Source organism: Porphyromonas endodontalis ATCC 35406 (genome assembly GCF_000174815.1).
GTDB lineage: Bacteria > Bacteroidota > Bacteroidia > Bacteroidales > Porphyromonadaceae > Porphyromonas > Porphyromonas endodontalis.
The window spans coordinates 63776-88646 of record NZ_ACNN01000026.1 but is presented as its reverse complement, the minus strand read 5'-3'; the positions used below and the strand labels follow the sequence as shown (position 1 = coordinate 88646).

At 47.3% G+C, this 24871-nt stretch carries 21 protein-coding genes; 17 read left to right on the top strand and 4 right to left on the bottom strand.

What is annotated here, in order from left to right:
• Window positions 1-37 precede the first annotated feature (37 nt).
• The 9 genes from mutA to queG all read left to right on the top strand — a co-directional run bounded on the left by mutA (window position 38) and on the right by queG (window position 10701).
• A complete protein-coding gene (gene mutA, locus POREN0001_RS06260) occupies window positions 38-1897 on the top strand; it encodes a methylmalonyl-CoA mutase small subunit (RefSeq protein ID WP_004334205.1) in 1860 nt (619 codons plus the stop codon).
• Between the two features lie 17 nt (window positions 1898-1914).
• Window positions 1915-4077 (top strand): methylmalonyl-CoA mutase, encoded by a 2163-nt coding sequence (gene scpA / locus POREN0001_RS06255; protein ID WP_004334366.1) that lies wholly within the window; start codon window positions 1915-1917, stop codon window positions 4075-4077.
• Window positions 4078-4260: 183 nt separating this feature from the next.
• On the top strand, window positions 4261-4953 hold the full coding sequence (gene trmD, locus POREN0001_RS06250) for a tRNA (guanosine(37)-N1)-methyltransferase TrmD (RefSeq protein WP_211205619.1): 693 nt from the start codon (window positions 4261-4263) through the stop codon (window positions 4951-4953).
• Window positions 4954-4966: 13 nt separating this feature from the next.
• Window positions 4967-5602 carry an orotate phosphoribosyltransferase gene (gene pyrE, locus POREN0001_RS06245; RefSeq protein ID WP_004334089.1) on the top strand — a complete coding sequence of 212 codons (636 nt, stop codon included), beginning with the start codon at window positions 4967-4969 and terminating at the stop codon, window positions 5600-5602.
• Between the two features lie 27 nt (window positions 5603-5629).
• The gene (locus POREN0001_RS06240) at window positions 5630-6046 is read left to right on the top strand and encodes a hypothetical protein (RefSeq protein WP_004334277.1); all 417 of its coding nucleotides are present in this window, start codon (window positions 5630-5632) and stop codon (window positions 6044-6046) included.
• 18 nt (window positions 6047-6064) lie between these two features.
• A complete protein-coding gene (locus POREN0001_RS09075) occupies window positions 6065-6523 on the top strand; it encodes a hypothetical protein (protein WP_004334072.1) in 459 nt (152 codons plus the stop codon).
• Between the two features lie 105 nt (window positions 6524-6628).
• Complete coding sequence (locus POREN0001_RS06230) at window positions 6629-8599, top strand: putative porin (protein ID WP_169307833.1); 1971 nt, start codon at window positions 6629-6631, stop codon at window positions 8597-8599.
• Between the two features lie 78 nt (window positions 8600-8677).
• Window positions 8678-9703, top strand: a complete 1026-nt coding sequence (locus tag POREN0001_RS06225) for an HU domain-containing protein (RefSeq protein ID WP_004334058.1) — start codon at window positions 8678-8680, stop codon at window positions 9701-9703.
• A 32-nt stretch (window positions 9704-9735) separates the two neighbouring features.
• On the top strand, window positions 9736-10701 hold the full coding sequence (gene queG / locus POREN0001_RS06220; protein WP_040581003.1) for a tRNA epoxyqueuosine(34) reductase QueG: 966 nt from the start codon (window positions 9736-9738) through the stop codon (window positions 10699-10701).
• On the opposite strand, the gene porT is transcribed toward queG, so the two are convergent.
• On the bottom strand, window positions 10682-11374 hold the full coding sequence (porT, locus tag POREN0001_RS06215) for a type IX secretion/gliding motility protein PorT/SprT (RefSeq protein WP_224208877.1): 693 nt from the start codon (window positions 11372-11374) through the stop codon (window positions 10682-10684). The two genes, queG and porT, sit on opposite strands and share 20 nt — an antisense overlap.
• A gap of 150 nt (window positions 11375-11524) precedes the next feature.
• On the opposite strand from porT, the gene upp reads away from it, so the two are divergent.
• The 8 genes from upp to POREN0001_RS06175 all read left to right on the top strand — a co-directional run bounded on the left by upp (window position 11525) and on the right by POREN0001_RS06175 (window position 20338).
• The gene (upp, locus tag POREN0001_RS06210; RefSeq protein ID WP_040581056.1) at window positions 11525-12181 is read left to right on the top strand and encodes a uracil phosphoribosyltransferase; all 657 of its coding nucleotides are present in this window, start codon (window positions 11525-11527) and stop codon (window positions 12179-12181) included.
• A 12-nt stretch (window positions 12182-12193) separates the two neighbouring features.
• Window positions 12194-14062, top strand: a complete 1869-nt coding sequence (locus POREN0001_RS06205) for a peptidase U32 family protein (RefSeq protein WP_004334244.1) — start codon at window positions 12194-12196, stop codon at window positions 14060-14062.
• Window positions 14063-14194: 132 nt separating this feature from the next.
• A complete protein-coding gene (gene rpsO, locus POREN0001_RS06200; protein ID WP_004334214.1) occupies window positions 14195-14464 on the top strand; it encodes a 30S ribosomal protein S15 in 270 nt (89 codons plus the stop codon).
• Between the two features lie 338 nt (window positions 14465-14802).
• Complete coding sequence (gene sppA / locus POREN0001_RS06195) at window positions 14803-16554, top strand: signal peptide peptidase SppA (RefSeq protein WP_040581000.1); 1752 nt, start codon at window positions 14803-14805, stop codon at window positions 16552-16554.
• Window positions 16555-16664: 110 nt separating this feature from the next.
• Window positions 16665-17741 carry a tetraacyldisaccharide 4'-kinase gene (lpxK, locus tag POREN0001_RS06190; protein WP_004334078.1) on the top strand — a complete coding sequence of 359 codons (1077 nt, stop codon included), beginning with the start codon at window positions 16665-16667 and terminating at the stop codon, window positions 17739-17741.
• A gap of 32 nt (window positions 17742-17773) precedes the next feature.
• Complete coding sequence (gene thiL / locus POREN0001_RS06185; protein ID WP_004334047.1) at window positions 17774-18829, top strand: thiamine-phosphate kinase; 1056 nt, start codon at window positions 17774-17776, stop codon at window positions 18827-18829.
• Window positions 18830-18844: 15 nt separating this feature from the next.
• Entirely contained in the window at window positions 18845-19615 is a 771-nt protein-coding gene (locus tag POREN0001_RS06180; RefSeq protein ID WP_004334249.1) for an MlaE family ABC transporter permease, read from the top strand.
• Window positions 19616-19621: 6 nt separating this feature from the next.
• Window positions 19622-20338, top strand: coding sequence for an ABC transporter ATP-binding protein (locus POREN0001_RS06175; RefSeq protein WP_004334324.1), 717 nt, complete (start codon window positions 19622-19624; stop codon window positions 20336-20338).
• A gap of 482 nt (window positions 20339-20820) precedes the next feature.
• Here POREN0001_RS06175 and cdd read toward each other — a convergent pair whose 3' ends face one another.
• The 3 genes from cdd to POREN0001_RS06160 are packed head-to-tail and all read right to left on the bottom strand — an operon-like array spanning window position 20821 to window position 24642.
• Window positions 20821-21294, bottom strand: a complete 474-nt coding sequence (gene cdd / locus POREN0001_RS06170; RefSeq protein ID WP_004334303.1) for a cytidine deaminase — start codon at window positions 21292-21294, stop codon at window positions 20821-20823.
• 12 nt (window positions 21295-21306) lie between these two features.
• Window positions 21307-22989 carry an OmpP1/FadL family transporter gene (locus POREN0001_RS06165; protein ID WP_040580997.1) on the bottom strand — a complete coding sequence of 561 codons (1683 nt, stop codon included), beginning with the start codon at window positions 22987-22989 and terminating at the stop codon, window positions 21307-21309.
• Window positions 22990-23046: 57 nt separating this feature from the next.
• Window positions 23047-24642, bottom strand: coding sequence for a hypothetical protein (locus POREN0001_RS06160; RefSeq protein WP_040580995.1), 1596 nt, complete (start codon window positions 24640-24642; stop codon window positions 23047-23049).
• Between the last annotated feature and the right edge of the window lie 229 nt (window positions 24643-24871).

Below are 24871 nucleotides of genomic sequence, written 5' to 3'. Positions count from 1 at the left end.
ACCTATTATTTTGAGATAGAAAAGACAATACATATATATGGCAACAAAACAAAATCTTTTTGCAGACTTCTCTCCTACCTCGGCAGAAGAGTGGAAAGCAAAAATTACTGCTGACCTCAAAGGCGCCCCCTACGATAAAAAACTCGTATGGCGCACCAAGGAAGGCTTTGACGTACAACCGTTTTACCGCCGTGAGGACCTCAATGGATTGCTCACCCCAATGGTTGCTCCCGGCGAGTACCCCTATGTACGTTCTACCAGACTTAACAACGAATGGTACACACGGCAAGAGATTCAGGCCTCTTCGCCAGAAGAAGCAAATCGTATAGCTCTTGATTTGCTCTTCAAAGGCGTAGATGCACCCTCATTTACCCTTGCCGCCTCATGGATTACCCAAGAGGGGCTCTCTGCACTCCTAAAAGATATAGAACCAACAGCTATCGAATTAAACCTTAGCTGCTGCGTATCTCAAGCCGCTCGCTTGGCTCGTGAGCTTACTCTATACTTCCAAGGTAGAGGGATCGATCCAGCCAAAGTCATTGGCTCCATTGACTACAATCCATTCAAGAGAGAGCTTGTACGTAGAAAGCGCAATCCCGATTGGCGCGCCGAGGCTCGAGGCGTTGTTGAAGCAGCTCAAGCCCTCAAAGGGATGCGAGTACTACAAGTAGATGCCTATATGCTCGCTAATGCAGGGGCATACATAACCCAAGAGCTAGGCTATGCCTTGGCGTGGGGAGCAGAGATGCTTTCTGCTCAAATAGAGGATGGCTATACTGTAGAGGAGGCAACAAAACGTATTAAGTTCAATTTTGGCATCAGTTCTAATTACTTCATGGAGATTGCCAAATTCCGAGCAGCACGTTGGCTTTGGGCAGAGATTGTAGCAGCTCATGGCGAAGAGTATCGCGAGGTGGCAAAAATCAATCAACATGCCATTACTTCGCAATGGAATATGACTCTCTACGATAGCTACGTGAACCTACTTCGTACGCAAACAGAGGCCATGTCGGCAGCCCTTGGTGGTGTAGACTCCATCACGGTACTTCCCTTTGATACTCCTTATGGTTCGAGTGACGACTTCTCCATGCGCATCGCTCGCAATCAGCAACTTCTACTCAAAGAAGAAAGTCACTTCGACAAGGTTATAGACCCCTCTGCCGGCTCTTATTATATCGAAACTCTAACCTCAAACATTGCCCATAAAGCATGGGAGTTGTTCCTCTCTATTGAGCAGGAGGGCGGTTTTGCTGGAGCTGTGCGAGACGGGAAGGTACAAGAGAAGATCAATGCAACCAATCGCACTCGACACGAGGCGGTGGCACAACGCAAAGAGTCTCTACTCGGTACCAACGAGTTCCCCAACTTTGGAGAAACGGTACACGATAAGATTCCTCAAACAAAAGCACATCACCACTCTTGTGGTGTAGACCACTCTAAGGAAGAGGATGTACTCGCCTTGGACTTCAGCCGTGGAGCTTCGGACTTTGAGGCTTTACGCCTCAGTACAGAGCAGGCCACTAAGCAACCCGTGGTTTTCATGCTTACGATTGGTAATCTTGCCATGCGCCTTGCTCGTGCCCAATTTGCAGGTAACTTCTTCGCTTGTGCCGGATATAAATTGATTGATAACCTAGGGTTTGACTCTATCCAAGAAGGGGTAGACGAAGCATTTAGCAAGGGAGCTGATATCATAGTACTCTGCTCTAGCGACGATGAGTACGCCAGCTATGCTCCGGAAGCCTATCAAGCTATCGGGGGGAAATGCCCCATGGTAGTGGCAGGGAATCCGGCTTGTCGCCCTGAGCTAGAGGCTCTGGGGATTGAGCATTACATACATGTGAAGAGCGACGTTTTGGCTACGCTCGCTAGTTTCAATCAGCATTTTGGCATCTAAATCCGTAGAGTAATATTATGTACACAAGACCCAATTACGCAGCTATCGACATAGATAAGCAGGGCTTTACTACGACCCCTACGGTACAAAGTATGCCCTCTATAGAAGACGAGGCTTGGCTTACTCCTGAGCAAATCCACGTTAAGAAAGTATATACCCACGAGGATATAAAAGACCTAGAGCACCTTGATTTTGTATCGGGGATCCCTCCCTATTTACGAGGGCCCTACAGTGCTATGTATCCTCTCCGTGCCTGGACGATCCGACAATACGCCGGATTCTCTACGGCAGAAGAGTCCAATGCTTTCTACCGACGCAACCTTGCTTCGGGGCAAAAAGGCCTCTCCGTTGCCTTTGACCTCCCCACACACCGTGGATACGATGCAGACCACCCCCGAGTAGTGGGAGACGTTGGTAAGGCGGGTGTTTCTATCTGCTCTCTAGAGGATATGAAGGTCCTTTTCGATGGGATCCCTCTATCTAAAATGTCCGTTTCGATGACGATGAACGGGGCTGTTCTTCCCATCCTTGCCTTCTACATCAATGCCGGTCTAGAGCAAGGGGCTAAGTTGGAAGAGATGGCAGGTACCATCCAAAATGACATCCTCAAGGAGTTCATGGTGCGTAACACATACATCTATCCTCCCGAGTTCTCAATGCATATCATTGCGGATATATTTGAGTACACTTCGCAAAAGATGCCTAAGTTCAACTCTATATCCATCTCAGGCTATCATATGCAAGAGGCTGGGGCTACGGCAGATATAGAAATGGCTTACACCCTTTGTGATGGGATCGAGTACCTCCGTGCCGGGATTAACGCAGGGATAGAAGTAGATAAGTTTGCTCCTCGTCTCTCTTTCTTCTGGGCTATCGGAGTAAATCACTTTATGGAGATTGCCAAGATGCGTGCCGCACGTATGCTTTGGGCAAAGATTGTCAAAGGTTTTGGGGCTACCAATCCCAAGAGTTTGGCTCTTCGTACACATAGTCAGACGTCGGGATGGTCGCTTACAGAGCAAGACCCCTTCAACAATGTAGGACGCACTTGTATCGAAGCCATGGCAGCTGCTCTCGGGCATACTCAGTCTCTACATACGAATGCGTTGGACGAAGCTATTGCCCTCCCTACGGACTTTTCGGCTCGTATTGCTCGTAATACTCAAATCTACATTCAGCAAGAAACCATGATCTGCAAGGAGATTGATCCTTGGGGCGGTTCCTACTATGTAGAGACGCTTACCCACCAGCTTGCAGAGCGTGCTTGGCAACATATCCAGGAGGTAGAGGCCATGGGAGGGATGGCCAAAGCCATCGAAACAGGGCTTCCCAAGATGCGTATTGAGGAGGCTGCTGCTCGCACCCAAGCTCGCATTGACTCTCATCGCCAGATTATTGTGGGTGTAAATAAGTATCGTTTGGAGAAAGAAGCTCCTATCGATATACTTGAGATTGATAATACAGCCGTGCGAGAGCAACAGATTGCTCGCCTTAAGGATTTGCGTAGCCACCGCGACGAAAAAGCCGTACAAGAGGCTCTTGCTGCTATTACTCAGGCTGTCAAAACAAAAGAAGGCAACCTACTAGAACTTGCCGTAAAGGCGGCATCTTTACACGCTTCTTTGGGAGAAATCTCAGATGCATGTGAGGCGGTGGTAGGTCGCTATAAAGCTGTAGTTAGAACGATTTCCGGAGTGTATTCAAAAGAAACTGGTGAGGACAAAGACTTCGCCTATGCTACCAAGTTAGCAAAAGAATTTGCCCAACGTAATGGGAGACAACCACGCATTATGATTGCAAAAATGGGGCAAGATGGTCACGATCGTGGAGCCAAAGTGGTAGCAACGGGATATGCCGATGTTGGGTTCGACGTAGATATGGGACCTCTTTTCCAGACCCCAGAAGAATCGGCTCGTCAGGCTGTAGAGAATGACGTAAACATCCTAGGGGTTAGCTCTCTTGCTGCCGGGCATAAAACTCTTATTCCTCAGGTTATTGCAGAACTAGAGCGTCTCGGACGCCCCGATATTATCGTAACGGCCGGAGGTGTTATCCCCGCTCAAGACTACGATTTCCTCTATCAAGCGGGAGTTGCTGCGATATTCGGGCCGGGTACTCCCGTTGCCTATTCTGCAGCAAAATGCCTCGAGTTACTCCTCGAAGAGGGTGATAACAAGTAAGTTCTAGCCCTTTTTTCCCTTTAGGTATCAATCGGAAGTCTCTTTTCGGTTGATACCTTTTTTGTGAATAACCTCCCCAAAAAGAAGAAAGCAAGCTCCATGCATTTATCCTTATCACTTGATGCAAGGTACTCGGATATTGGGTAGGTCTTAGTACTTTTGTAGCCAGAGCAGAACTATATGATACGCATCGACATTATAACGGTACTCCCGGAGATGATAGAGCCTCTCATAGGGTATTCTATACTAGGCAGAGCGCAGCGAGAGGGCTTTGCCAAGATTGTTTTGCACAATCTTCGGGACTACTCTACTGACAAATGGCACCGAGTAGATGACTATCCTTTTGGAGGAGAGGCTGGAATGGTGATGAAAATAGAACCCGTTGTCAATGCCATAGAGAGCCTACAAAAAGAGCGTACCTACGATGAAGTTATCTATACATCGCCCGATGGGGAACGCTTCAGTCAAGGTATGGCAAACGATCTAAGCCTTAGAGAAAACCTCCTTATTTTATGTGGGCACTACAAGGGTATCGACCATCGCATACGTGAGCATTTCATCACCCGAGAGATATCTGTTGGGGACTATGTACTCACGGGAGGCGAACTCCCTGCTACTCTTATGACCGATGCTATCGTGCGTCTTTTACCGGGCGTATTGGGGGATGCAGAGAGTGCTCTGAGTGATACATTTCAAGATGATCTACTAGCCCCCCCCATATACACACGCCCTGCCGAATTTAGAGGTTGGCGCGTACCCGATATTCTACTAAGTGGGCACGAAGCCAAAATCAATGCCTGGCGAGAGAGTCAAGCGCTAAAGCGCACAAAAAGGCTTCGTCCCGACCTCCTCGAGAAGTACAATAAAAAACCATAGCACTACGATAATTATGTCACAGCTAACCGAACAAACCGTTGCCCGCTACCTCCTTGAGGTCGAAGCCGTAAAGTTACGTCCTAATGAGCCTTTTACTTGGGCATCAGGCTGGAAGAGCCCCATCTACTGCGACAATCGTCGCACCCTATCTTACCCTTCTGCACGCGATTATATCAAGATGGCAATGGCAAAGGCGATTGCCGATCGTTACCCTCAAACGGAGGTAATAGCCGGAGTTGCTACGGGAGCCATCTCTTGGGGTGCTTTAGTGGCAGATGCTTTACACCTCCCTTTTGTGTATGTACGCTCTCAAGCTAAAGACCACGGAATGCAAAATTTGATTGAGGGTTATCTCCCCGAGCAAAGCAAAGTACTTGTGGTAGAAGACCTTATTTCTACGGGAGGAAGCAGCCTCAAAGCGGTAGAGGCTCTGCGTGCGGCAGGTGCTGATGTATTAGCCCTCTATGCCGTGTATACACATGGTTTTTCCGTAGCCGAAGAGCTGTTTGCCGAAGCCAAAGTGCCCATGCATACACTAAGCAACTATGGTGCTGTACTCACCGAAGCAGAGAAAATTGGATATATCACACCCGATCTCAAACCTCTACTCGATGAGTGGCGCAAAGATCCTGCGCATTGGCGTCAATAGTTTTTTGGAGGAATAATAATTCGTTTCATGTCCGACTTCAGAAGCAAGAAGGTTGGCATTGATACCTCTTGTGAGGCTGTCTTTGCCAAACTTTCTAATCTAGAAAATCTTCGTTCACTTGCTCCGCTTGCAGAAAGCAAGGGGATTGAAATAAAGGATATCACCTCCGATAGTTGCTCACTCTGTGTGCCCAAAGTTGGGGATATTGCCCTATCTGTAGAGAAGCGTGTGCCCCATTCGCTCATTCGTCTCGTAGGGCAAACAGTCCTTACCTCCTCTCTCAGCATTGAGATACAGCTCTCTTCGGAAGAGGAGTCTAGCACAGGGCTGGTCCTTTTGTTGGATGCCGATATCCCTTTCTTTGCTCGCATGATGGTAGAAAAACCTCTCAAGGAAGGGTTAGACAAAGTGGCAGAAATGCTCACTAAGGTGCAGTACACATAAACAAAAGTCAATGCTCTCATGGTGCATCCTAAGACTCTTTACCTGTGGATTACCCTTCTACTCCTCTCTTCGTGTGGGGTAGATGTGCGTTCCACTGTACCCGATGCACCGGTGTACTACGAGATAGACTTTGCCTCGTCGGAGGCAATTCCATTGCGACAACCATCCGGTTACCTTCGTATCGAAGAGCGCACCATAGAGAATAGTGCCATAGGTTTTGGGGGACTGCTCGTTGTCCATAGTATGCTTGAGAATGGAGTTTACTATGCCTACGACCTTGCATGTCCGCACGAGGTAAGTGCAGATGTACGTCTTTTTGTGAATGATCAATTGGAAGCCGAGTGCCCCCAATGCCACAGTACCTATAGTATACTCTACGGAGGAGGTGGGCCTACAGGGGGACCAACAAAAGCTCCTCTTAGAAATTATGCCACTCAGCGCACCTCACGTGGTCTCCTTGTTTACAATCGCTATTAGTCCTCTGTTTGCATGATCCGTCTGTACCGAGTCCATCTTCCATTTCATCGGATAAGGCTATTATTTGCCCTTATCTTCTTGAGTATTTTCACGAGCAAAGCTCTCTTGGCTCAGTCTGATTATGCAATTGGTACAGCAAAAGATTTTGGCGATATAGAGCTTATCAACCGGGGAGAAACCCTCCGAGGATTTCGTCTGCATCCCTACACGGGAGCTCCCTATCAGAGCAATATCGATACCATGGCTCTTGATTACTATAGACGAAAGATGGTAGAGGGGAAAGGACTTGCCATGGGATACACCGGCAATCTAATTAGCCCTCGCCACTTCAAAACATTCTTTAATAGACAACCCGACTATGCCACTTTTAGCTTTGGATCGGCTTATCAAGGAATCCTTTACCACCCCGACAACCTACTCTTCTACAATACCAAATCGCCCTATACCAACATGCTCTATCAGCGCAATGGTACCGCAGAGCAGCGAGAGGAAGAGCTTGATATGACCATGGCGGTGAACCTTGGGAAGGCGTTCAATTTTGGAGGAGACTTCAACTATTCTTATTCCAGAGGTCAATACATTGCCAACCACTCTAGTGGGGTGAGTTATCGACTTTTTGCCAGTATCCTACTCCCTAGATATGAATTATTTACCTCGGCTGGTAATAATTATATCAAGCAAAACGAAAACGGAGGCTTGGCAAAAGATGGCTATATAGACTCCCCACAAGAGTACGGATCCGGGCGTACAAATATTAGCTCTATTGAGATGCCCGTTAAATACTCTTCGGGTGTTGGTAATGCCATGTGGGTAGGACATATCATGTTGGCTCACCGCTATAACTTAGGCTCTCTTCGGGACTTCCGTAGGGGCAGCACCCTCCCTAATGGCACAATTACGGAGCGAGATACAGCTCTTTTTGTTCCTGTTGGTAGCATCGGGCATCGCTTTTCGTACGACCGTGGGGTACGTCTTTTTATCGCACAGAGAGCCAGTTCGCTACCCTCTGTTTATGGGCAAACATATAATCATCTGTGGCGGAAACCCGGAGCAACTCAAGATACCCTCTCCTTCCATCCGCTGGACTCCACTCGCATGGTTCAGTTTGCCAATACTTTTTCCTTATCCCTTCGCGAAGGATTTCGCCCCTGGGTAAAGATGGGGCTTACAGGCTATGCTCGACTCGAAAACCGTGCGTTTTATGTACAAGACTCAATTCCTGGGAAACAAGAAACCAAAGAGTTTGCCACCTATATAGGAGGACGAGTTGAGCGGCACAATGGTACCGGATTGAACTTTGACGCAGGAGGGGAAATTGCCGTCCTGGGTGCGGATATTGGCTCTATGCGCTTCTCCGGTAATGTATCATCCCAATTTTCGCTTTGGGGAGTACCAATTGGTATTGAGGCTGATGCCCGCTTTCATTTCCTCCGAGTACCCCACCTATGGCGTCATCACCATGGATCCTATGTGTGGTGGGATAATGAATTTGGTTTTACAAAACAACTCGTAGTGGGAGGGAAGCTCTCCGCTCCTCAGTGGGGAACCGAGTTTTCACTACACTCGGCCACACTTGCCAATACGATCTACTTTGATACAACACGTCGCGCCCAGCAATATGCCCCTCCCATCGAAATACTTGAGGGGAGACTAAAGCATCGGTATCATTGGGGTATTTTGGGGTGGCAAGCTGAGGTCGCCTATCAGCTGTCGAGCAACCAAGAAGTAATGCCTTTGCCTACCCTTGCGGCCTATGGGTCACTTTATCTAGACTTCTATACGGCACGCGTTATGCGCACACAGTTGGGGATTGATTGCCACTATCACACTCAGTACTATGCCCCTTACTACGAACCTGCGGTGCAGCAATTTATCAATCAGCAAGAAGTAAAGATTGGGAACTTCCCCTTGCTTAATCTCTTTGCCAACTTCAAACTAAGAAGGGTGCGCTTTTTTGTGATGCTCTACAATGCCGGAGAGATGCTGATTCAACCCTCTAAACGCTGGTCTTTGGCTCACTATCCCGTCAATCCAATGACTCTCCGCTTGGGTATCAATTTCGATTTCAACAACTAACGGAGCCTGCCATCTCGCAAGAATGCCCTATCTTTGTTGCAAAGAAAAAAGGAACAAATAAGAATCTCCTACCAATAGATGTACCGACTCGTAAGCCATCTTGATAAGCTGCTTGCTCTGCACGATTGTGTGATCATACCTTCGCTAGGGGCTATTATCAAAGAGTATGTACCGGCTCACTACAGTGATGCAGAGTACATGGTATATCCTATGGAAGAGTGTTTCCATTTCAATGGGGAGCTTCGCGAGCGTGACGGACTTCTCGATGATTTGTATGCGAAGAGCTACCACGTAAGTATGCGACGAGCACGCAATTTGGTAGATACCGATGTGGAAGAACTTCGTCGCGATATGATTCGTCTTGGGGGGATCTTGATAGGTCATGTAGGGCGTCTTATGATTGGGGCGGATGGGAAAATGGATTTCCAACCCGAGCGTAATCGTCTCCCTCTTGGGTATGGCGAAGCTTATGGGCTTAGCACCTATACCCTACCTCGTTTAAGTGAAAAGACCCTTACTTCCCTTGCGATAGAGGAGGCAAAGCCCCTTGTAGAGGAGTTGGATGCCACCACAGAAAAAGCAGATCCCTTGCAACAAAAGTCGGATGCTAAGTACCTACATTTTCGTGTTTCGCGCCGCGTTGTGGGTTGGGCTGCCGCCGCTGCTGTGCTCCTTGTCTGCCTACTCCCGGTAACCACCCACCCCGTACAAGAATACTTTAGTGCGAGCTTTGTTCCCACAGAGACGCAACAAACATCCATTTTTCCGGGAGAAAAAACTTTGCAACAGGGTGAAATTTCTACAGAAACTACCTGCAAAGAAGAAAATTCTCAGGCAGAATCCGAAGAATTATCACCCAGTTCTCTAGGGGATTATTACGTGATAATTGGCTCTTTTCGGACTGAAGCCAAGGTAAATGAATACCTAGAGGCTCATAGAGATAGTGCCTTTGCGGCCTCCATGGGAGCCGTAAAAAAAGGAAAGAATCGCCTGATCTATGCCAAACGCTTCACGTCAAGCGATGAGGCAGAGAGCTATCTTGCCACCCTTCGCAAGTCTGGAACGGAATACTCCGAGGCTTGGTTGCTCCACTATTGTGAGTAATCTCTACTCTTTTTCTTATCTCCCCTAGAGGCGTGGTGCCCCAAAATATCATTGATGAAATAAAAGCCTTGGCAAAAAGCCTTGGTTTTGTTGCTTTAGGGATTGCGAGGTCTCATCCCATCCCCCAAGAGGTACGCGAGAGCTATATATCCAGCCTGCAAGAGCAGGGCGTTGGGGACATGGGATACCTGGAGCGCAACCTAGAAGTACGATTCGATCCCGACAAATTGGTATCGGGAGCTAGGAGTATCATTGTAGGAGCCTTTAACTACTTTCCGGAAAAAACACAACGCACTGATGCCCCCCAAATTGCCTACTATGCCTATGGAAAAGACTACCATCGTGTAGTAAAAGACAAGCTGTTTACTCTACTCAAGTACTTACAAGAGCGAATCGAAACGCCCTTTTCTTCGCGTGTTTTTGTGGACTCGGCTCCTCTGATGGAACGCTATTGGGCTGTACAATCCGGAGTAGGAAAGGTAGGGCGTAACGGGCTTCTCATAGTCCCTCGTTTCGGTTCGTTTTGCTTTTTGGGAGAGATTGTAACCACACTGGAATTGCCGGCAGACATTCCCAGCGAAGGCTCTCCCTGTGGTCGCTGTATGCGCTGTGTAGAGCATTGCCCTGCCCAAGCAATTAGCAAAGATGGTCGCTTCTCTCCAACTCGTTGCCTTAGCTATCAAACCATTGAACACCACGGGAGCCTCGCCCCCAAAGTAATAGCGCAACTCGGAGAGCGTATATATGGCTGTGATGCCTGCCAATTGGTATGCCCTCACAATCGCTTTGCTTATCCGCATCAAGAGGGGCTATTGAAACCTGCTCCCGACCTATTGGAAATGACAAGTGATGACTGGAAAAATCTGGATAACGAGACGTTTGAACAACTTTTTGAACACTCTGCCGTCCAACGTGTCGGGTTTGATGGTCTACGTCGCAATATCAATTCGTTACTCCCCTCTGAGGATCTAGAATCATCTACTCAAAGTGAAAAGTGAGTAGAATCATGCGGGGGGTAGCGCTTCTCAATGCCTGAGTAAATCGAAAGCGAGCATCATCTGCTATATCGGGTCGCTCGTGCTGTATCACGTCTCCTAAGCCATAGGATAGAGACAACTCAGGGCAAAGTTTGAAGAAAGGAAGATAGATATCACAGCCCACCCCCACCTTAAGACCATATTCTATAGGCTTGAAATGAACAGCATCCCCTCGCTTCTGCCCGATTTGCAATGCGGCATAACCTCCGGCAAGCATATAGGGACGAATATTGTTCATCCGCTGAGAAGAGTACTTAAGCAATAGAGGAAACTCTATCAGATTGGAGCGAGAGGAGAGTCGTTCGATCTGTTTTTCTCCATCGGAAAAAGAGATAGCTCTTTCGGATAAATGCAGTGTAGGCACAAAGCGAAGCTCCCAGTTTAGTTTGATCGTATAGTCGGCAATCAGTCCCACAGAAAAGCCCGGGGTATAATCCATGACCTCTCCATACAGAGGGGTGCTCGGTGCTCCACTTGCTGAAGAAGAGGCTGCACCCGAATTGATTATTGCGAGATCCTGCGTGTGCATTCCCACATGAAATCCGAGATGAAACACACGATAATCAGCATAAGGGCGGCGCTGAACTACTTGCTTTTGCCCCCATACAACCGCTACACTCCCTCCTAAGAACAGAAAGGTTAGCAGGAACCATCTCCATAGAGAAGAGGTGTATTGTGCGACTAACTTATGTACTACCACGCTGAGATAACGCGTTAGCTTGGCTTTTTATTGTACTTTTGCCCGTCAGATATACTGCAATGAATTAGTAGACAAAATAGTATGATAGAAGTAATCAATTTCTCCGATCGCCCGTCGTTGATGAGTGACTATATGGCTGAGCTCCGAGATGTTAATGTACAAAAAGACTCCATGCGTTTTCGTCGTAACATAGAGCGCATAGGAGAGCTCCTTGCCTACGAAGTGAGCCAGCATCTTAGCTATGCAAAAGAGGAAGTACAGACACCGCTTGCCATAGCACACAATTATCGTCTGCAAGATCCTGTGGTTATCGGTACTATCTTACGAGCCGGACTACCTTTCCATGCCGGCTTCTTGAATTACTTCGACCATGCAGAAAATGCCTTTGTATCTGCCTATCGTAAATACAAAGACAAACTCAAATTCGACATTTTTGTAGAGTACATCGCTTGCCCCGATCTGACGGACAAGGTACTCATTCTCACAGACCCCATGCTTGCTACCGGCGGAAGTATGGAACTTGCCTATCGTGCGTTGCTCTCTCATGGCAAGCCCCGACAAGTACACTTTGTATCCGTAATAGCTAGCCAGCAAGCCGTAGATTATCTAAAAAACGCCATAGATCCGGATACTGATGCAACCATTTGGGTAGCATCCATAGACCCCGAGCTTAACGATCACTCCTACATTGTACCGGGCTTGGGAGACGCCGGAGACCTTGCTTACGGAGAAAAACTCTAATCATTTTTCTCTTTGGCATCTACGACCTCCCCTATCCAACTTGAGCTACTTGCCCCTGCAGGGAATGTAGAATGCGGTTTGGCAGCTCTCTCCTCGGGGGCAGATGCCATATACGTGGGTGCTCCCAAATTTGGCGCACGAGCAGCAGCCAACGTTTCTTTATCAGACATACAACACCTTGTTTCCGTAGCACACCGCTATGGAGCAAAGGTTTATGTCGCTTTCAATACCATTCTATACGACAATGAACTCTCGGAGGCTGAGGCTCTCATTCGTCGCCTCTACCTCATAGGCGTTGATGCTCTTATTGTCCAAGACATGGGGCTTTTGACCCTTGATTTACCCCCCATTGCCCTACATGCCAGTACACAATGCCATAATGACTCGGTAGCACAACTACAACGCTTAGCAGCCTTGGGTTTTGAGCAGGCTGTACTCGCTCGTGAGTTGACTATCGAGGAGACGGCCGTGCTGCATCAAGCAGTACCCGACCTTCGCCTAGAGACTTTTGTCCATGGTGCTCTCTGTGTCAGTTATAGTGGGCATTGCTATCTCTCCCAGGCATTTGCCGGCAGGAGTGCCAATCGAGGAGCCTGTGCTCAGTATTGCCGATTACCCTATACACTAGAGGATGCTACGGGGCGTAAGATTGTACAGGGGAGTTACCTTCTATCCCTCAAAGACCTTAATAGATCATCTATTCTCTCCCAACTTGTAGAGGCAGGGGCCGTTAGTTTTAAGATTGAGGGACGGCTCAAAAATGCCTCTTATGTACGCAATGTTACAGCATATTACCACCAACTTTTAGAAGACATTGTTGCGGCCCAACCTAAGCGATATTCAAGGTCTTCGCTAGGGCGTATTTCCCTCTCTTTTACTCCCGATCCTTTCAAAAGTTTTGCGAGAGGAGCCACCTCCTACCAACTAAGAAAAGGGGATTTTAATGAGGTATTAATACGCCCGGAAAGTCCAAAAAGTGAGGGCGAATTTGTAGGGATTGTCTCCAAAATGGAAGGAAATAGCCTATGGCTCGATCGCAGTTGTGACCTTGCCAATGGAGATGGACTTGACTTCTATACACCTGCGGGTACGATGGAAGGGACGCGCATTAACCATCTGCAAGAAAAGGGAAAAATCGTTGTAGATAACCCTGCGAACATTAAGCCGGGGACAAGGATCTACCGCAATTATTCTACTCAATTTGAGCGCGTAATCAATCGCCCCGATAGCTCAGAACGGCTATTGCCCGTGAAGCTCAAGTTTGGAGTTCTTCCCTGGGGATTTATGCTTGATTTGGAAATTGATAGCCCTCAATCTAAGGTAACAACGCGCGTTACACTACCCCACAAGATGGAAAAGGCCACACAAAACAACGGAGAGATTCGTCTGCGAGATGCTCTTGCCAAATTAGGTGGAACCGGCTTTTTCCTGACTACGATTGAAGTCGATACAAAGGGATTTTTTGTACCCCTATCCGTTGCAAGTTCGCTAAAGAGATTGGGTGTAGAGGCTCTTGATAGAGCCCTTAGGTTGCATCATTTAGCTCATCCTATTTACCGACCTTCTTACGCAAGTATTCCACAAGCTATAGGTACCGATGGTACCATTACCTTTGATTACAATGTAGCCAATTGCGCTGCAAAAAAGGCCTACCAGAGCTGGGGTGCTCGCCAGATTGCCCCTGCATATGAGGTCTCTCCCACAAAAGATGCTCCTCTCATGACTTGCCGGCATTGCATTCGCCGCCACTTGGGTTATTGTACACGCAGCAAGCGAAAGATGCCTTATAAGGAGCCACTCTATCTTGTACATGGCAAGGAGCGTATCCGACTTGCATTCGATTGCAAAGAGTGTAGTATGAAACTTTACTCTGCCCAATAGGCTGGACGTTTATGTATTGAGATTGCCTAAAATGTATTACCTTTGCAAACGGTCTGCAACCGCTGAGTACAGCAAAGTCTAGTCGAGGCGGGTGTAGTACCCTAAGTTTAACTCGTTAATTGATAAAACGAAATGTATCTAGACTCAGCAAAGAAGAAAGAAATCTTCGAAAAACATGGTCAATCTGCTACTGACACGGGTAGCGTAGAGAGCCAAGTTGCTCTTTTCACTTACCGCATTGCCCACCTTACAGAGCACCTCAAAAGCAATCGCAAAGACTTTGCAACGGCTCGCGCTCTTAAGATGCTCGTTGGTAAGCGTCGTCGCTTGCTCGACTATGTGGCAAAGAAAGATATCGAACGCTATCGTAAACTCATTGCAGAATTGGGTATCCGTCGTTAATAGAGATTCCATTCTGCTCCTCTCGAGGAGGTGCTCTTAGGGTCTTTCCTAGGGTCTCTTCTATAAGAGTGAATTATTGCCTCTCTCTTCTTCGTCTTCGCCTTGTGCGTAGCATGGAAGGGAGAGGTTATTTGTATTAGATCATTGATATTTTCTGGCAGTAATCCCCGAACTCATACATTATACATATATTTGTGACGGGGAATGAAAGTGTATCCGACCAATAACCCTAAAGTTGCTCCGGGTATACTTGTATTTCTCTTAGGAGGCATTGGCTCCCTAAGGATTAGAGAGAAAGACTAACGACAAGTAGGAAAACAAACGACAAACTAACGAAAATGAAAGATTTTTTGAAGATGTTCTTAGCCTCGATACTTGGCTTTATCGTGGCATCGGTGATACTCACCTGTATTACAGCTTTCTGCATGATGGGTTTCATTGCCGTTGTGGCAAATCAATCTCATAAGAGTGTAAGTATCCCAAAAGAATCTCTCTTGGTAGTAGATTTATCCTCAATCAAAGAGATTGAAACAGACTCTCCTTTCGATAATTTCTTAGGCTCAAAACGAGAAAAGAGTCTTACACTTACCGAAGCTATCCGCAGCATCCGATATGCGGCGGAGAACCCACGCATTGAGGGGATTTATCTTACAAGTGCTATGCCTGAGGCTGGTTTGGCTTCAATAGACGAATTGCGTCGTGCCCTCAAGGACTTCAAGAAGTCCGGTAAGTTTGTTATTTCCTATGCGGACCAATACAGCCAAAAGGGATACTACCTAGCCTCAGTTGCCGATGAGATTTATCTTAATCCCCAGGGGGCTGTGGAGCTTGATGGTATGTATGTATCTAATGTATTCTACAAGAATGCATTGGAGAAGTTTGGTGTAACTATGCAGGTATTCAAAGTGGGTACTTATAAGGGGGCGGTAGAGCCTTTCCTTCTCGACAAACTAAGCGAACCTAACCGAGCTCAGATCACCTCATTTACCTCCGAACTTTGGAACAATATGCTACAAGGGATCTCTCAGGAGAGAAATATTGCCCTTGACTCTCTCTCTAGACTTGTAGATCGTGCTCCCATGTTCCTATCACAGCAGGAGCTTGTAGCCTCAAAACTAGTTGACAAACTCTGCTACGAGCGCGAGGTCATCAAGATGTTTGAGGATGAGTATGGAATAAAAGAAGATCACTTTGTAACCCTCAATCGAGTATATAACAGTGAGCGTCGCTACGACAATTCCGGAGATGGCACAGTACAGGTACTATTTGCCGAAGGGGAGATTACTTCAGGGGTTGAGTTTGGTACCATTACCGAGGCTCTTGTAGGTCGCCTACTAAAAGCGGCAGATGACGATGATATTGATGCCGTAGTTCTCCGCGTAAACTCCCCTGGGGGTAGCAGCTATGTCTCTGACCAAATCTGGGACGCAGTGCGCTATACCAAGAGCAAGAAACCTATTGTCGTTTCTATGGGAGACTATGCAGCATCCGGTGGTTACTACATCTCTTGTGCCTCCAACTACATCTTTGCCGAACCTACAACCATAACAGGCTCTATCGGGATCTTTGGATTATTCCCCAACTTTGCAGGGACTGCCCAAAAGTTCTCCGTTACCGAAGATGGGGTAAAAACAGCAAAATATGCCGATTTTGGCAATGTATTTCGTCCCATGACCGACGAAGAGCGAGCTTTGATGCAAGCTTACATTGAGCGAGGCTACGATACGTTCCTCTCTCGTGTTGCAGAGGGACGCAAGTTAGAAAAGTCTCAAGTTGACCTTGTTGCACAAGGACGCGTATGGACAGGGAAGCAGGCATTGGCCCGCCACCTCGTAGACGAACTCGGAGGGCTGGATGAAGCCATCGCCAAGGCTGCTGAACTTGCAAACATAAATACGCCCTCGGTGTGGTACGAGTCAAGTCGTCAGGACAAGTTCTCAAACTTAGTGGATCGTTACCTGTTTGAAGGCTCCGATAAATTAGTGCGCAATATACTTACCGAAGAGGAAATCGAGGCTCTCAAGAAAGCTCGAATCATGCGCAGTAGTACCGGTGTACAAGCTCGTTTGCTGTACGACATTCAGTTTTAATAAAGCAGATTAATCGCACAAAAGAGGAGTAAGAGACCTCTAAGAAGCATACAACAGTCTAGTATTGGTCTCTTCTCCTCTCGCCTTTGAGGTGGAGCGAGACGTATAAAATGAAACCCGTTGGCACATCCCCATGGCTCGCCCCGGCTGCTGCACTCTATGGTGCAGGAGTGAGGCTACGCAACTGGCTCTACGACCGTAATATACTTTCCGGTAAGAGCTTCCCTATCCCTATTATCTGTGTAGGGAATTTGGCTGTTGGGGGAACGGGCAAAACTCCTCTAGTGGAGTACCTAATAGAAACACTCCAAAGTGAGTACCGAATTGCCGTCGTAAGCCGAGGATACAAACGTGCCACCAAAGGCTTACTACACGCAACTCCTGAGTCTACAGCACGTGAGATAGGAGATGAACCCAGGCAAATACTCCGCAAATACCCCCATATTACAATGGTTGTGGAGGGGAATAGGAATCGAGCCATTGAGTACATTATGACTCTTCCTGAAGAGGAACGCCCACAAGTTATCCTTCTAGATGACGGCTTCCAACACAGAGCGACAAAAGCTTCTCTAAGTCTATTGCTCACTGATTGTCAGCATCCATTTATGAGTGACAAGCTACTACCGGCAGGGAGACTTCGCGAACCTATAAAGGGGAGACTTCGTGCAGATGCCGTGGTGGTAACGCGATGTCCTCAAGATATGTCTCCCATGGATCAGCGCATTATGGAGCGGAACCTATCACTTTACTCTAATCAAACAATCTATTTTTCAACGATTCAATACGGTCAGTTGTCCCCTCTATTCCCAGAAGAGGCAATACCCCAACTGATCCAAGATCCACATACAGCACGTGTTATCGCCATTGCAGGTATTGGGCAACCTGAGCTTTTCTTTAGAGAATTGTCTCGTAGATTCTCTCGAGTAGAGACTCATACCTATGCAGATCACCATGTATTTTCTCCCCGAGAGATTGCACAAATGGAAACATGGCTGCGCTCTTCTTGCGATTTCATCATTATGACAGAAAAGGATGCCATGCGCCTAGAAGGAGGAGATTACAAGCTCTCCCCTCTTCTCCGGCAACGGATTTACTACCTTCCCATCCAAACTCTATTTTTGGGACGTAGTGCAGAGCGACTGCAAGAACTGCTGCACACCACGCTACGAAAGTACTATCCCAGATAAATCACTTCCAATACTTACTACATCTTACATATATGCCAACTCCTATTGCAGAATTGGGCGAGTTTGCCCTGATCGATAGACTAACCCTTCAACACCAGACAACCCAATCTTCTACCCTCAAAGGCGTAGGGGATGATGCCGCTGTACTCTGTGCCCCTGAGGGACAAGTGCAAGTGGTGACAACCGATTTACTTCTAGAGGGAGTGCATTTCGACCTAACCTACGTGCCCCTCAAGCACCTCGGGTATAAAGCCGTTATGGTCAATCTTTCTGACGTTTTTGCGATGAATGCCAAGCCCGCTCAGATAACCGTCTCCATTGGTATATCCTCCAAATTTTCTGTTGAGCAGATAGACGAACTCTACGAAGGTATCTATCTTGCCGCCTCGCGTTTTGGCGTGGATGTAGTGGGTGGTGACACAAGTGCCTCTCTCAATGGACTTGTTATCAGTATCACGGCTCTGGGCTATGCTCGCCAAGAAGAGGTTGTATATCGTAGTGGAGCTAAGCCCACAGACCTCATTTGTGTATCGGGGAACTTGGGTGCTGCCTATATGGGATTGATGCTCCTAGAGCGTGAAAAACGTGTGTTCGAAACCGATCCAACGCCCTACTTCACTCCCGATTTCGATGGTAGAGAGTACTTAATCGAACGCCAATTGAAGCCTGAGGCCCGAGGGGATGTGATCTCTACTCTACTTTCCCACGGCATACAACCCACGGCCATGTTGGATATCTCGGACGGGCTCTCTAGCGAACTTCTTCACCTCGCTCAGGCTAGTCATGTGGGAATCAGACTCTACGAAGAGCGAATCCCCATAGATCACGAAACGTTTGCTGCGGCAGAAGATCTGCACCTCTCCCCGATTGCCGTTGCTCTCAATGGTGGTGAAGATTATGAACTCCTATTCACCGTCCCCCTATCCTATGCCGATCAGATCCGAACGATCCCTGGAGTACATATCATCGGACATACAACAGAAGCTGACGAAGGATGCCATCTCATTACCGGAGACGGATCGCTCTCGCCCCTAGAAGCTCAGGGATGGAACGCCCAACAAAAACTCCAAGAAAATTCTCAAAAATAACTCCTCACACCAACAATGATCAAAACAAAAAGGCTGGGAAAATTCACCGCTTCTTTCCGAACGATTGGAGAATATACCCTATTGATGCGACAGGTGTTTAGTCGCCCTGCTCGCTGGAGCATGTTTTTCAAACAACTGGTACGAGAGATTGCAAAGATTGGACTAGACTCCATTCTCATTGTGATGATCATCTCTTTCTTTATTGGTACGGTTATTACCATACAGCTTGCCATCAACATTAGCTCCCCTATGATCCCTCGCTTTACGATTGGCTACTCTACAAGAGAGATCGTATTGCTAGAGTTTTCGTCCTCCATTATGTGTCTAATCCTAGCGGGAAAGATCGGTTCGAGTATAGCATCCGAACTCGGGACCATGAGGGTCACAGAGCAAATTGATGCTCTAGAGGTAATGGGCATTAACTCGGCTAATTTCTTGATTCTCCCCAAGATTATAGGGCTTCTACTCTTTATCCCCGTACTCTCTATTATCAGTATGGCCACGGCTATTGGGGGTGGATTCTTAGCAACCTGGCTAACCCCCTCACTCACGGCAGAAGACTTTGAGTATGGTATGCAGCTCTACTTCAATCCCTACAACGTACTCTACTCTGTCATCAAGAGTCTTGTATATGCCTTCATTATCACCTCCGGCTCTAGTTACTTCGGCTATAATGTAAAGGGGGGTGCCTTAGGAGTAGGGGTAGCGAGTACCAATGCTGTGGTAACAAGTAGCGTACTCATACTCTTAGCCGATGTGTTACTCACTAATCTCTTGCTCATCTAACGGACTATGATAGAAGTAAAGAATCTTGTCAAAGAGTTTGAGGATAAGCAAGTCCTCAAGGGTATCTCTACTATCTTTAAGAGTGCCACCACCAACCTTATCATCGGGAAAAGTGGGGCAGGTAAGACTGTATTGCTGAAGTCTCTCATCGGACTAGTTACCCCCACTAGTGGAGAAATTCTTTTTGATGGGGAGGGCATTCTTCAGTTCGATAAGGAGAAGAGAAAGCAACTCTACCGCAAGATGGGGGTGATGTTTCAAGGGTCGGCACTATTCGATAGCATGACTGTGTTGGAGAACGTACAGTTCCCCTTAGATATGTTCCTCCGCAAGCCTCTCAAAACTCGCCGAGCCATTGCCCAAGAATACCTCAAGAAAGTGGGATTAGCAGATGCCGCTGCCAAATATCCCTCTGAGATAAGTGGAGGTATGATGAAGCGTGCTGCTATTGCTCGTGCCTTGGTAACAAGACCCAAATACCTCTTTTGTGATGAACCCAACTCGGGGCTAGACCCTAAGACCGGTGGGCAAATAGACCAACTCATCCATGACCTGACCAAAGAGTTCGAGGTAACGACTATCATCAATACGCACGACATGAACTCGGTACACAACATCGGTGAGAATATCATATTCCTCTACCGTGGAGAGAAAAACTGGGAGGGCTCTGCCAGCGATATCGAGAAGACGGGGACACCCGAACTAAAGCGGTTTATCTTGTAATGTCTCTTCCCTTCAGAGATAAGGGCACACAGAAAGAATACTCTCGGAGATTAGTTTAAGACCAAACTGAGAGAGACAGACAGGAAAAGGGTCGACACTTACAGCAAAAGTGTCGGCCCTTTCTCGCAAAGAGACAGCTCCCTCTACAGACACTACCGATAATTGACTTACCACAAAAAGCTTTTTAGCTTTTGAGAGATTACCTCAGCTCTTAACAAGCCATTTTCTTCCGCACGGAAATTTATTTTCTTCCGAACGAAAATTTATTTTCTTCCGCACGGAAATTATTTTTCTTCCGCACAGAAATTTATTTCCTTCCGCACGAAAATTTATTCTCTTCCGAACGAAACGAAATATCCTCATATAATCATAGGGATTGGTTCTTGCCAATTATTAGATTAATAATTGAGAGTATAGAAAAAAGGTTGGCCTCCGGGAAAGAGAAGCCAACCTTTTTAGTATGAATCCAAGTCTCTATTTATCTAATCGGGCAGGTCACTACCATCGAAAGCAAAGGGCAAGAGTCCTCTATTGTCGTGGAGTACGAGGGCTTGTTCTTTGCCTACCATAATCACTTTAAAAGGCTTCTGGTGCCTGCTACTCGTCTCCATAAGCACTTGGCGACATGCTCCACAAGGCGTTATGCTCTCTACCCTATCTTCTTCACTAAAGGCCACCAACAATAGGATCTCCACAGCCTCATTGGGATACTGCGCTCCGGCTGCGAAAAGAGCCGTACGCTCAGCACACAAACCCGAGGGATAGGCGGCATTTTCTTGATTGCTCCCCACTACGACTACGCCATTGGAGAGCAGAAGAGCAGCCCCTACGCGAAAGCGACTATAGGGAGCATAGGCATTACGAGCCACCTCTACGGCAGCCCCCTCCAAGCGAAGGAGTGTGGCATCGAAGTCTTTTCGTTGGATTCGTTCGTAAGGGATGGACAGCGTATGCATCGTTATAGAGAATCAGAATTTATAACCAAAGGTGATCGTTGCACGAATGTTGCTGTTCGATAGCTTTATTGCATTGGGGGTAGCGAAGACATCTTTCTTCAGAGGGGCTCCACTACGATCTGCCAACGCGGGGAATGCGTAAACGTAACTATTATTCTGTGCTCGTACTAAAGAAGCATCTATATAGAAGTCCTTAGAGAAGCGATACCCAAACCCTCCACCAAAGATCCATTGGGTCTTTTGAATGGTGTAATGAGGAAGCGTACCTGCTACAAGCATCGGAGTTTGGCTACTGCCCTCGAAGGATGTAAGCCCATTCCCAGGCTTCATAGGAGTTGTAGAATAAGCCCCTCCCAAGCGAAGGCTCAGCGAAGGCAATATCCGCAATTCGCCCCCCACACGCACAGTATGTTGCCATCCGTAGTGGGATTCAATGGCCCTATTATCCGAACCAGCCGAGACAGTGCCCGGGAACTTAAGACGCATCATACTGTAGGGCATCAAATCATAATCCACACTGATGAGTGCTCTATTACCAAAGGTATAGGCAAGCCCCACTACAAATCTACTGGGAGTAGTAACAAAATAGCTATTGCTTCCCTTAGGAGTTTTTCCCTTGAAATTGTACACCTTCTTTATGGTTTTTCCATCATCAGTTAGTGACGTGTAGCGAGTTCTTGCCGTAGCATAGTAGCGATCTACCAAAGAAAGCCAAGTGGGAGAATGGAAGGCAAGACCAATCCGTAATCCATCAGTAGGGCGCAATATCGCACCAATACTTAGTCCAAAACCGCTCCCTGTGGTAGCTAATTCGTTGTAAAGCTGAAGGTAGTCGTCGTACGAAAAGTCTTCGCCATAGGTAGAAGCGAGTTGCCTCTCTACGGAAGTATACTTGAGTGATGCACCTAGATAGTAACGATCTCCCCAGTTGTAGCCAAGGTTGAAGTCGTAGGCATTCACAGCACCCCTCTCCTGCATCCGTAAGGTAGCTCGCTTGGGGCCAAAGGGAACCTTAGAACCCGAACCATCGGGGTAATAGAAGTTGGTAGTATAAGGGCCCGCTCCTCCAGCACCCGGATTGATGAAACCGGCCTCATAACCAAGGATCGTCATCCACGAAGCATTGGCGTCATAAAGACCTCCTCTTTGTGGGTCGTAGAAACTATCGTAGCGGAGGTCATCGGGGGTTATCATTGCAGTATAGTCTGCAATAGAAAAGGGAATTCCCTTGACACCATTATAGTCGAGAAGAGTGCCCTTAGGATTCGTTTCTGCCTCGAAATCTCGATCATAACTAACCACCCTATTACGGCTAATACCAAACGAAAAGCCATTGCCCGTAGTGGGATTGTAGTAAGAAGAAATAAAGCCTATCTGGGGAATTTTTACGTTACTGAGACTCTGTTTTGATTCTTGATTGTACCAAGATGCCGTTGTAGAACGGTTCGAAAACCCGAAAGACATCGCCATTTCCGATCGGTGAAAGACGGCTCCACCTGCGGGGTTTTGGGATATAGAGGAGAGATCTCCCCCCAAGGCAGCAAACGCTCCCCCCATAGCTTGAAAACGAGCCGACCCGTCTATTTCAGTTCTACTTAGAGAAAAAGCATCCGTCTCACTCTGTGCATGGACCGAGCCAACCCCCACAAGAGAGCAAGCCACGATCCCCAAATACATTTTCAAAAGTCCATTCATGATCTATAATAATTGCATTGGTGTTTATCTATTTCTGCGGATATATCCTCCCAATTCTTAGCGACGTCCTCGAGAAGTTGTTGACGAAGAACCTCCTCCATCATAGCTGCCGCGCGAAGAGCTACTCCCACTACTCTGTGAAGAAGAGCCTGAGTCAAACGAACGGTGTTGCTGTATGGTTTGCTGTGAAGAAGAGGTACTGCGTCTTGGCTCCGAAGGTGTATCGTAAGTGCCTCTGCGCTGAGGTTGGTAAGACTCATATTGGCTTCTCTGCGAACGAGAGGGCACTTCTCTTTGCTCTATACGTTGCTGCGAGCGATCTATCCGTTGGGGTGTTGTTCCTTCGTACGAACCACGACGCGCAGGACGTTCGGTGACACTTTCGTTACGACGGCGTGTCCCACTATCAGAAGATACGCGAGAGTTATTACCTCGAGAGTCTTCTCCATAAGAACCACGAGCGTTGCCCGAGCGAGAGGGACGATACTCTCTAGGATTATAGGCAGTATTATCCGTTACACGATTGGCGTTTTCTGTCCAATAATTTCCTCGTGTTTCGTTTACCGCTTCTAAGCGACGAGCCTCACGATCGGAGAGCTGTCGGTTGGATGTAGATGCCGTAGTTACGGAGCTGTTATTATTACGGGAGCTATTATTTGATCCACCATAATACTCGTTGTTGCGACGACCATTAGGGGTGCGATTCGCAGAACGGTAATAAGAGCCAACATAGGGGTCATAGCCATAACTACCATAATACCCGCTATAATAACCATCTATAAATCCCTGCCGATAACCATTGTGCCAAGCATAGTAGGGGTTGCTATAGTAGTCCCAAGCTGAGCCCCAACCCCAGCCCCAAGAGCTGTATCCCCACCAGCCATACCTGCGGTAGCGAGGATAAGAAGGTCCATACCATACATAATACCAGTAAGGGTCGCCATACCAAGGCGAGTACCAAGAATAATACCCTGGGTAATACCCTGAATAATAACCGGGATAGCCCCCATAGTAATTGGAGCCACAACCATAGCCACAATTACCGCAACCGACTCCGAAGTAGATGTTCACATCTCCACCTCCGTAGTAGGAGCATTGATCACAATTGTAGCCACAACCGTAGTAATCTTCGTCCGTGTATATGACAATACTATTCCCTCTTTGTACAACAATGGTAGAGGGGTCATGGAAGCGTGCAATACGATCGGTATAACGGCCTCGAGAGGAGCGTGAGCGAGTTTTGTAGTCACTCCCTCTTTCTCTAGAGGCATATTGCTTTGAGGTATTGTTCCCTCTCCTTACAGAACGCCTAGAGAGAGAGTCGTTTGCATTCCCCCTCCGATTGTAGGCGTCAATATCTCGGTCGGAAGGATCATCGTAATAGTCCTCTTGGTCATATTCATCCTCGTAATTGTCGTATGCATAGCGAGAGTTTTCTCTATTGGCACGAGCCCACTCCTCTTCGCGTTGCCTACGTTCTCTCGCAAGTCTCTCACGTTCTGCTTTTTCGCGAGCTGAGATCGCCTTACGCTGCTCCTGCACCTGCTTCTGATTGTTGTAGATATCATCAAAATCCCAATCATTCTGAGCAGATGCCGAGGTTATTCCCAAAACTGCTATCCCCATGAGGATTAGCCATCTGTTTCGTTTCATAGTCCTTATAATTAAAGTGTTGATGTTATTCTTTTTACTCAAAATAGAAGCTCTCCCGCACGGAGAACCGGAGATATTCATTCTACCTCTCTATACTCTTTAGTATTAGACAGCTTCGTAGCACCAATGTTTAAATATGCCAGACCACTATCCGCAGGTAAAGATACACAAATCCCGCAACTAGAAGACACAATGCGCCCAAAGAAGAAAAAAAGACAGGCTGATAATG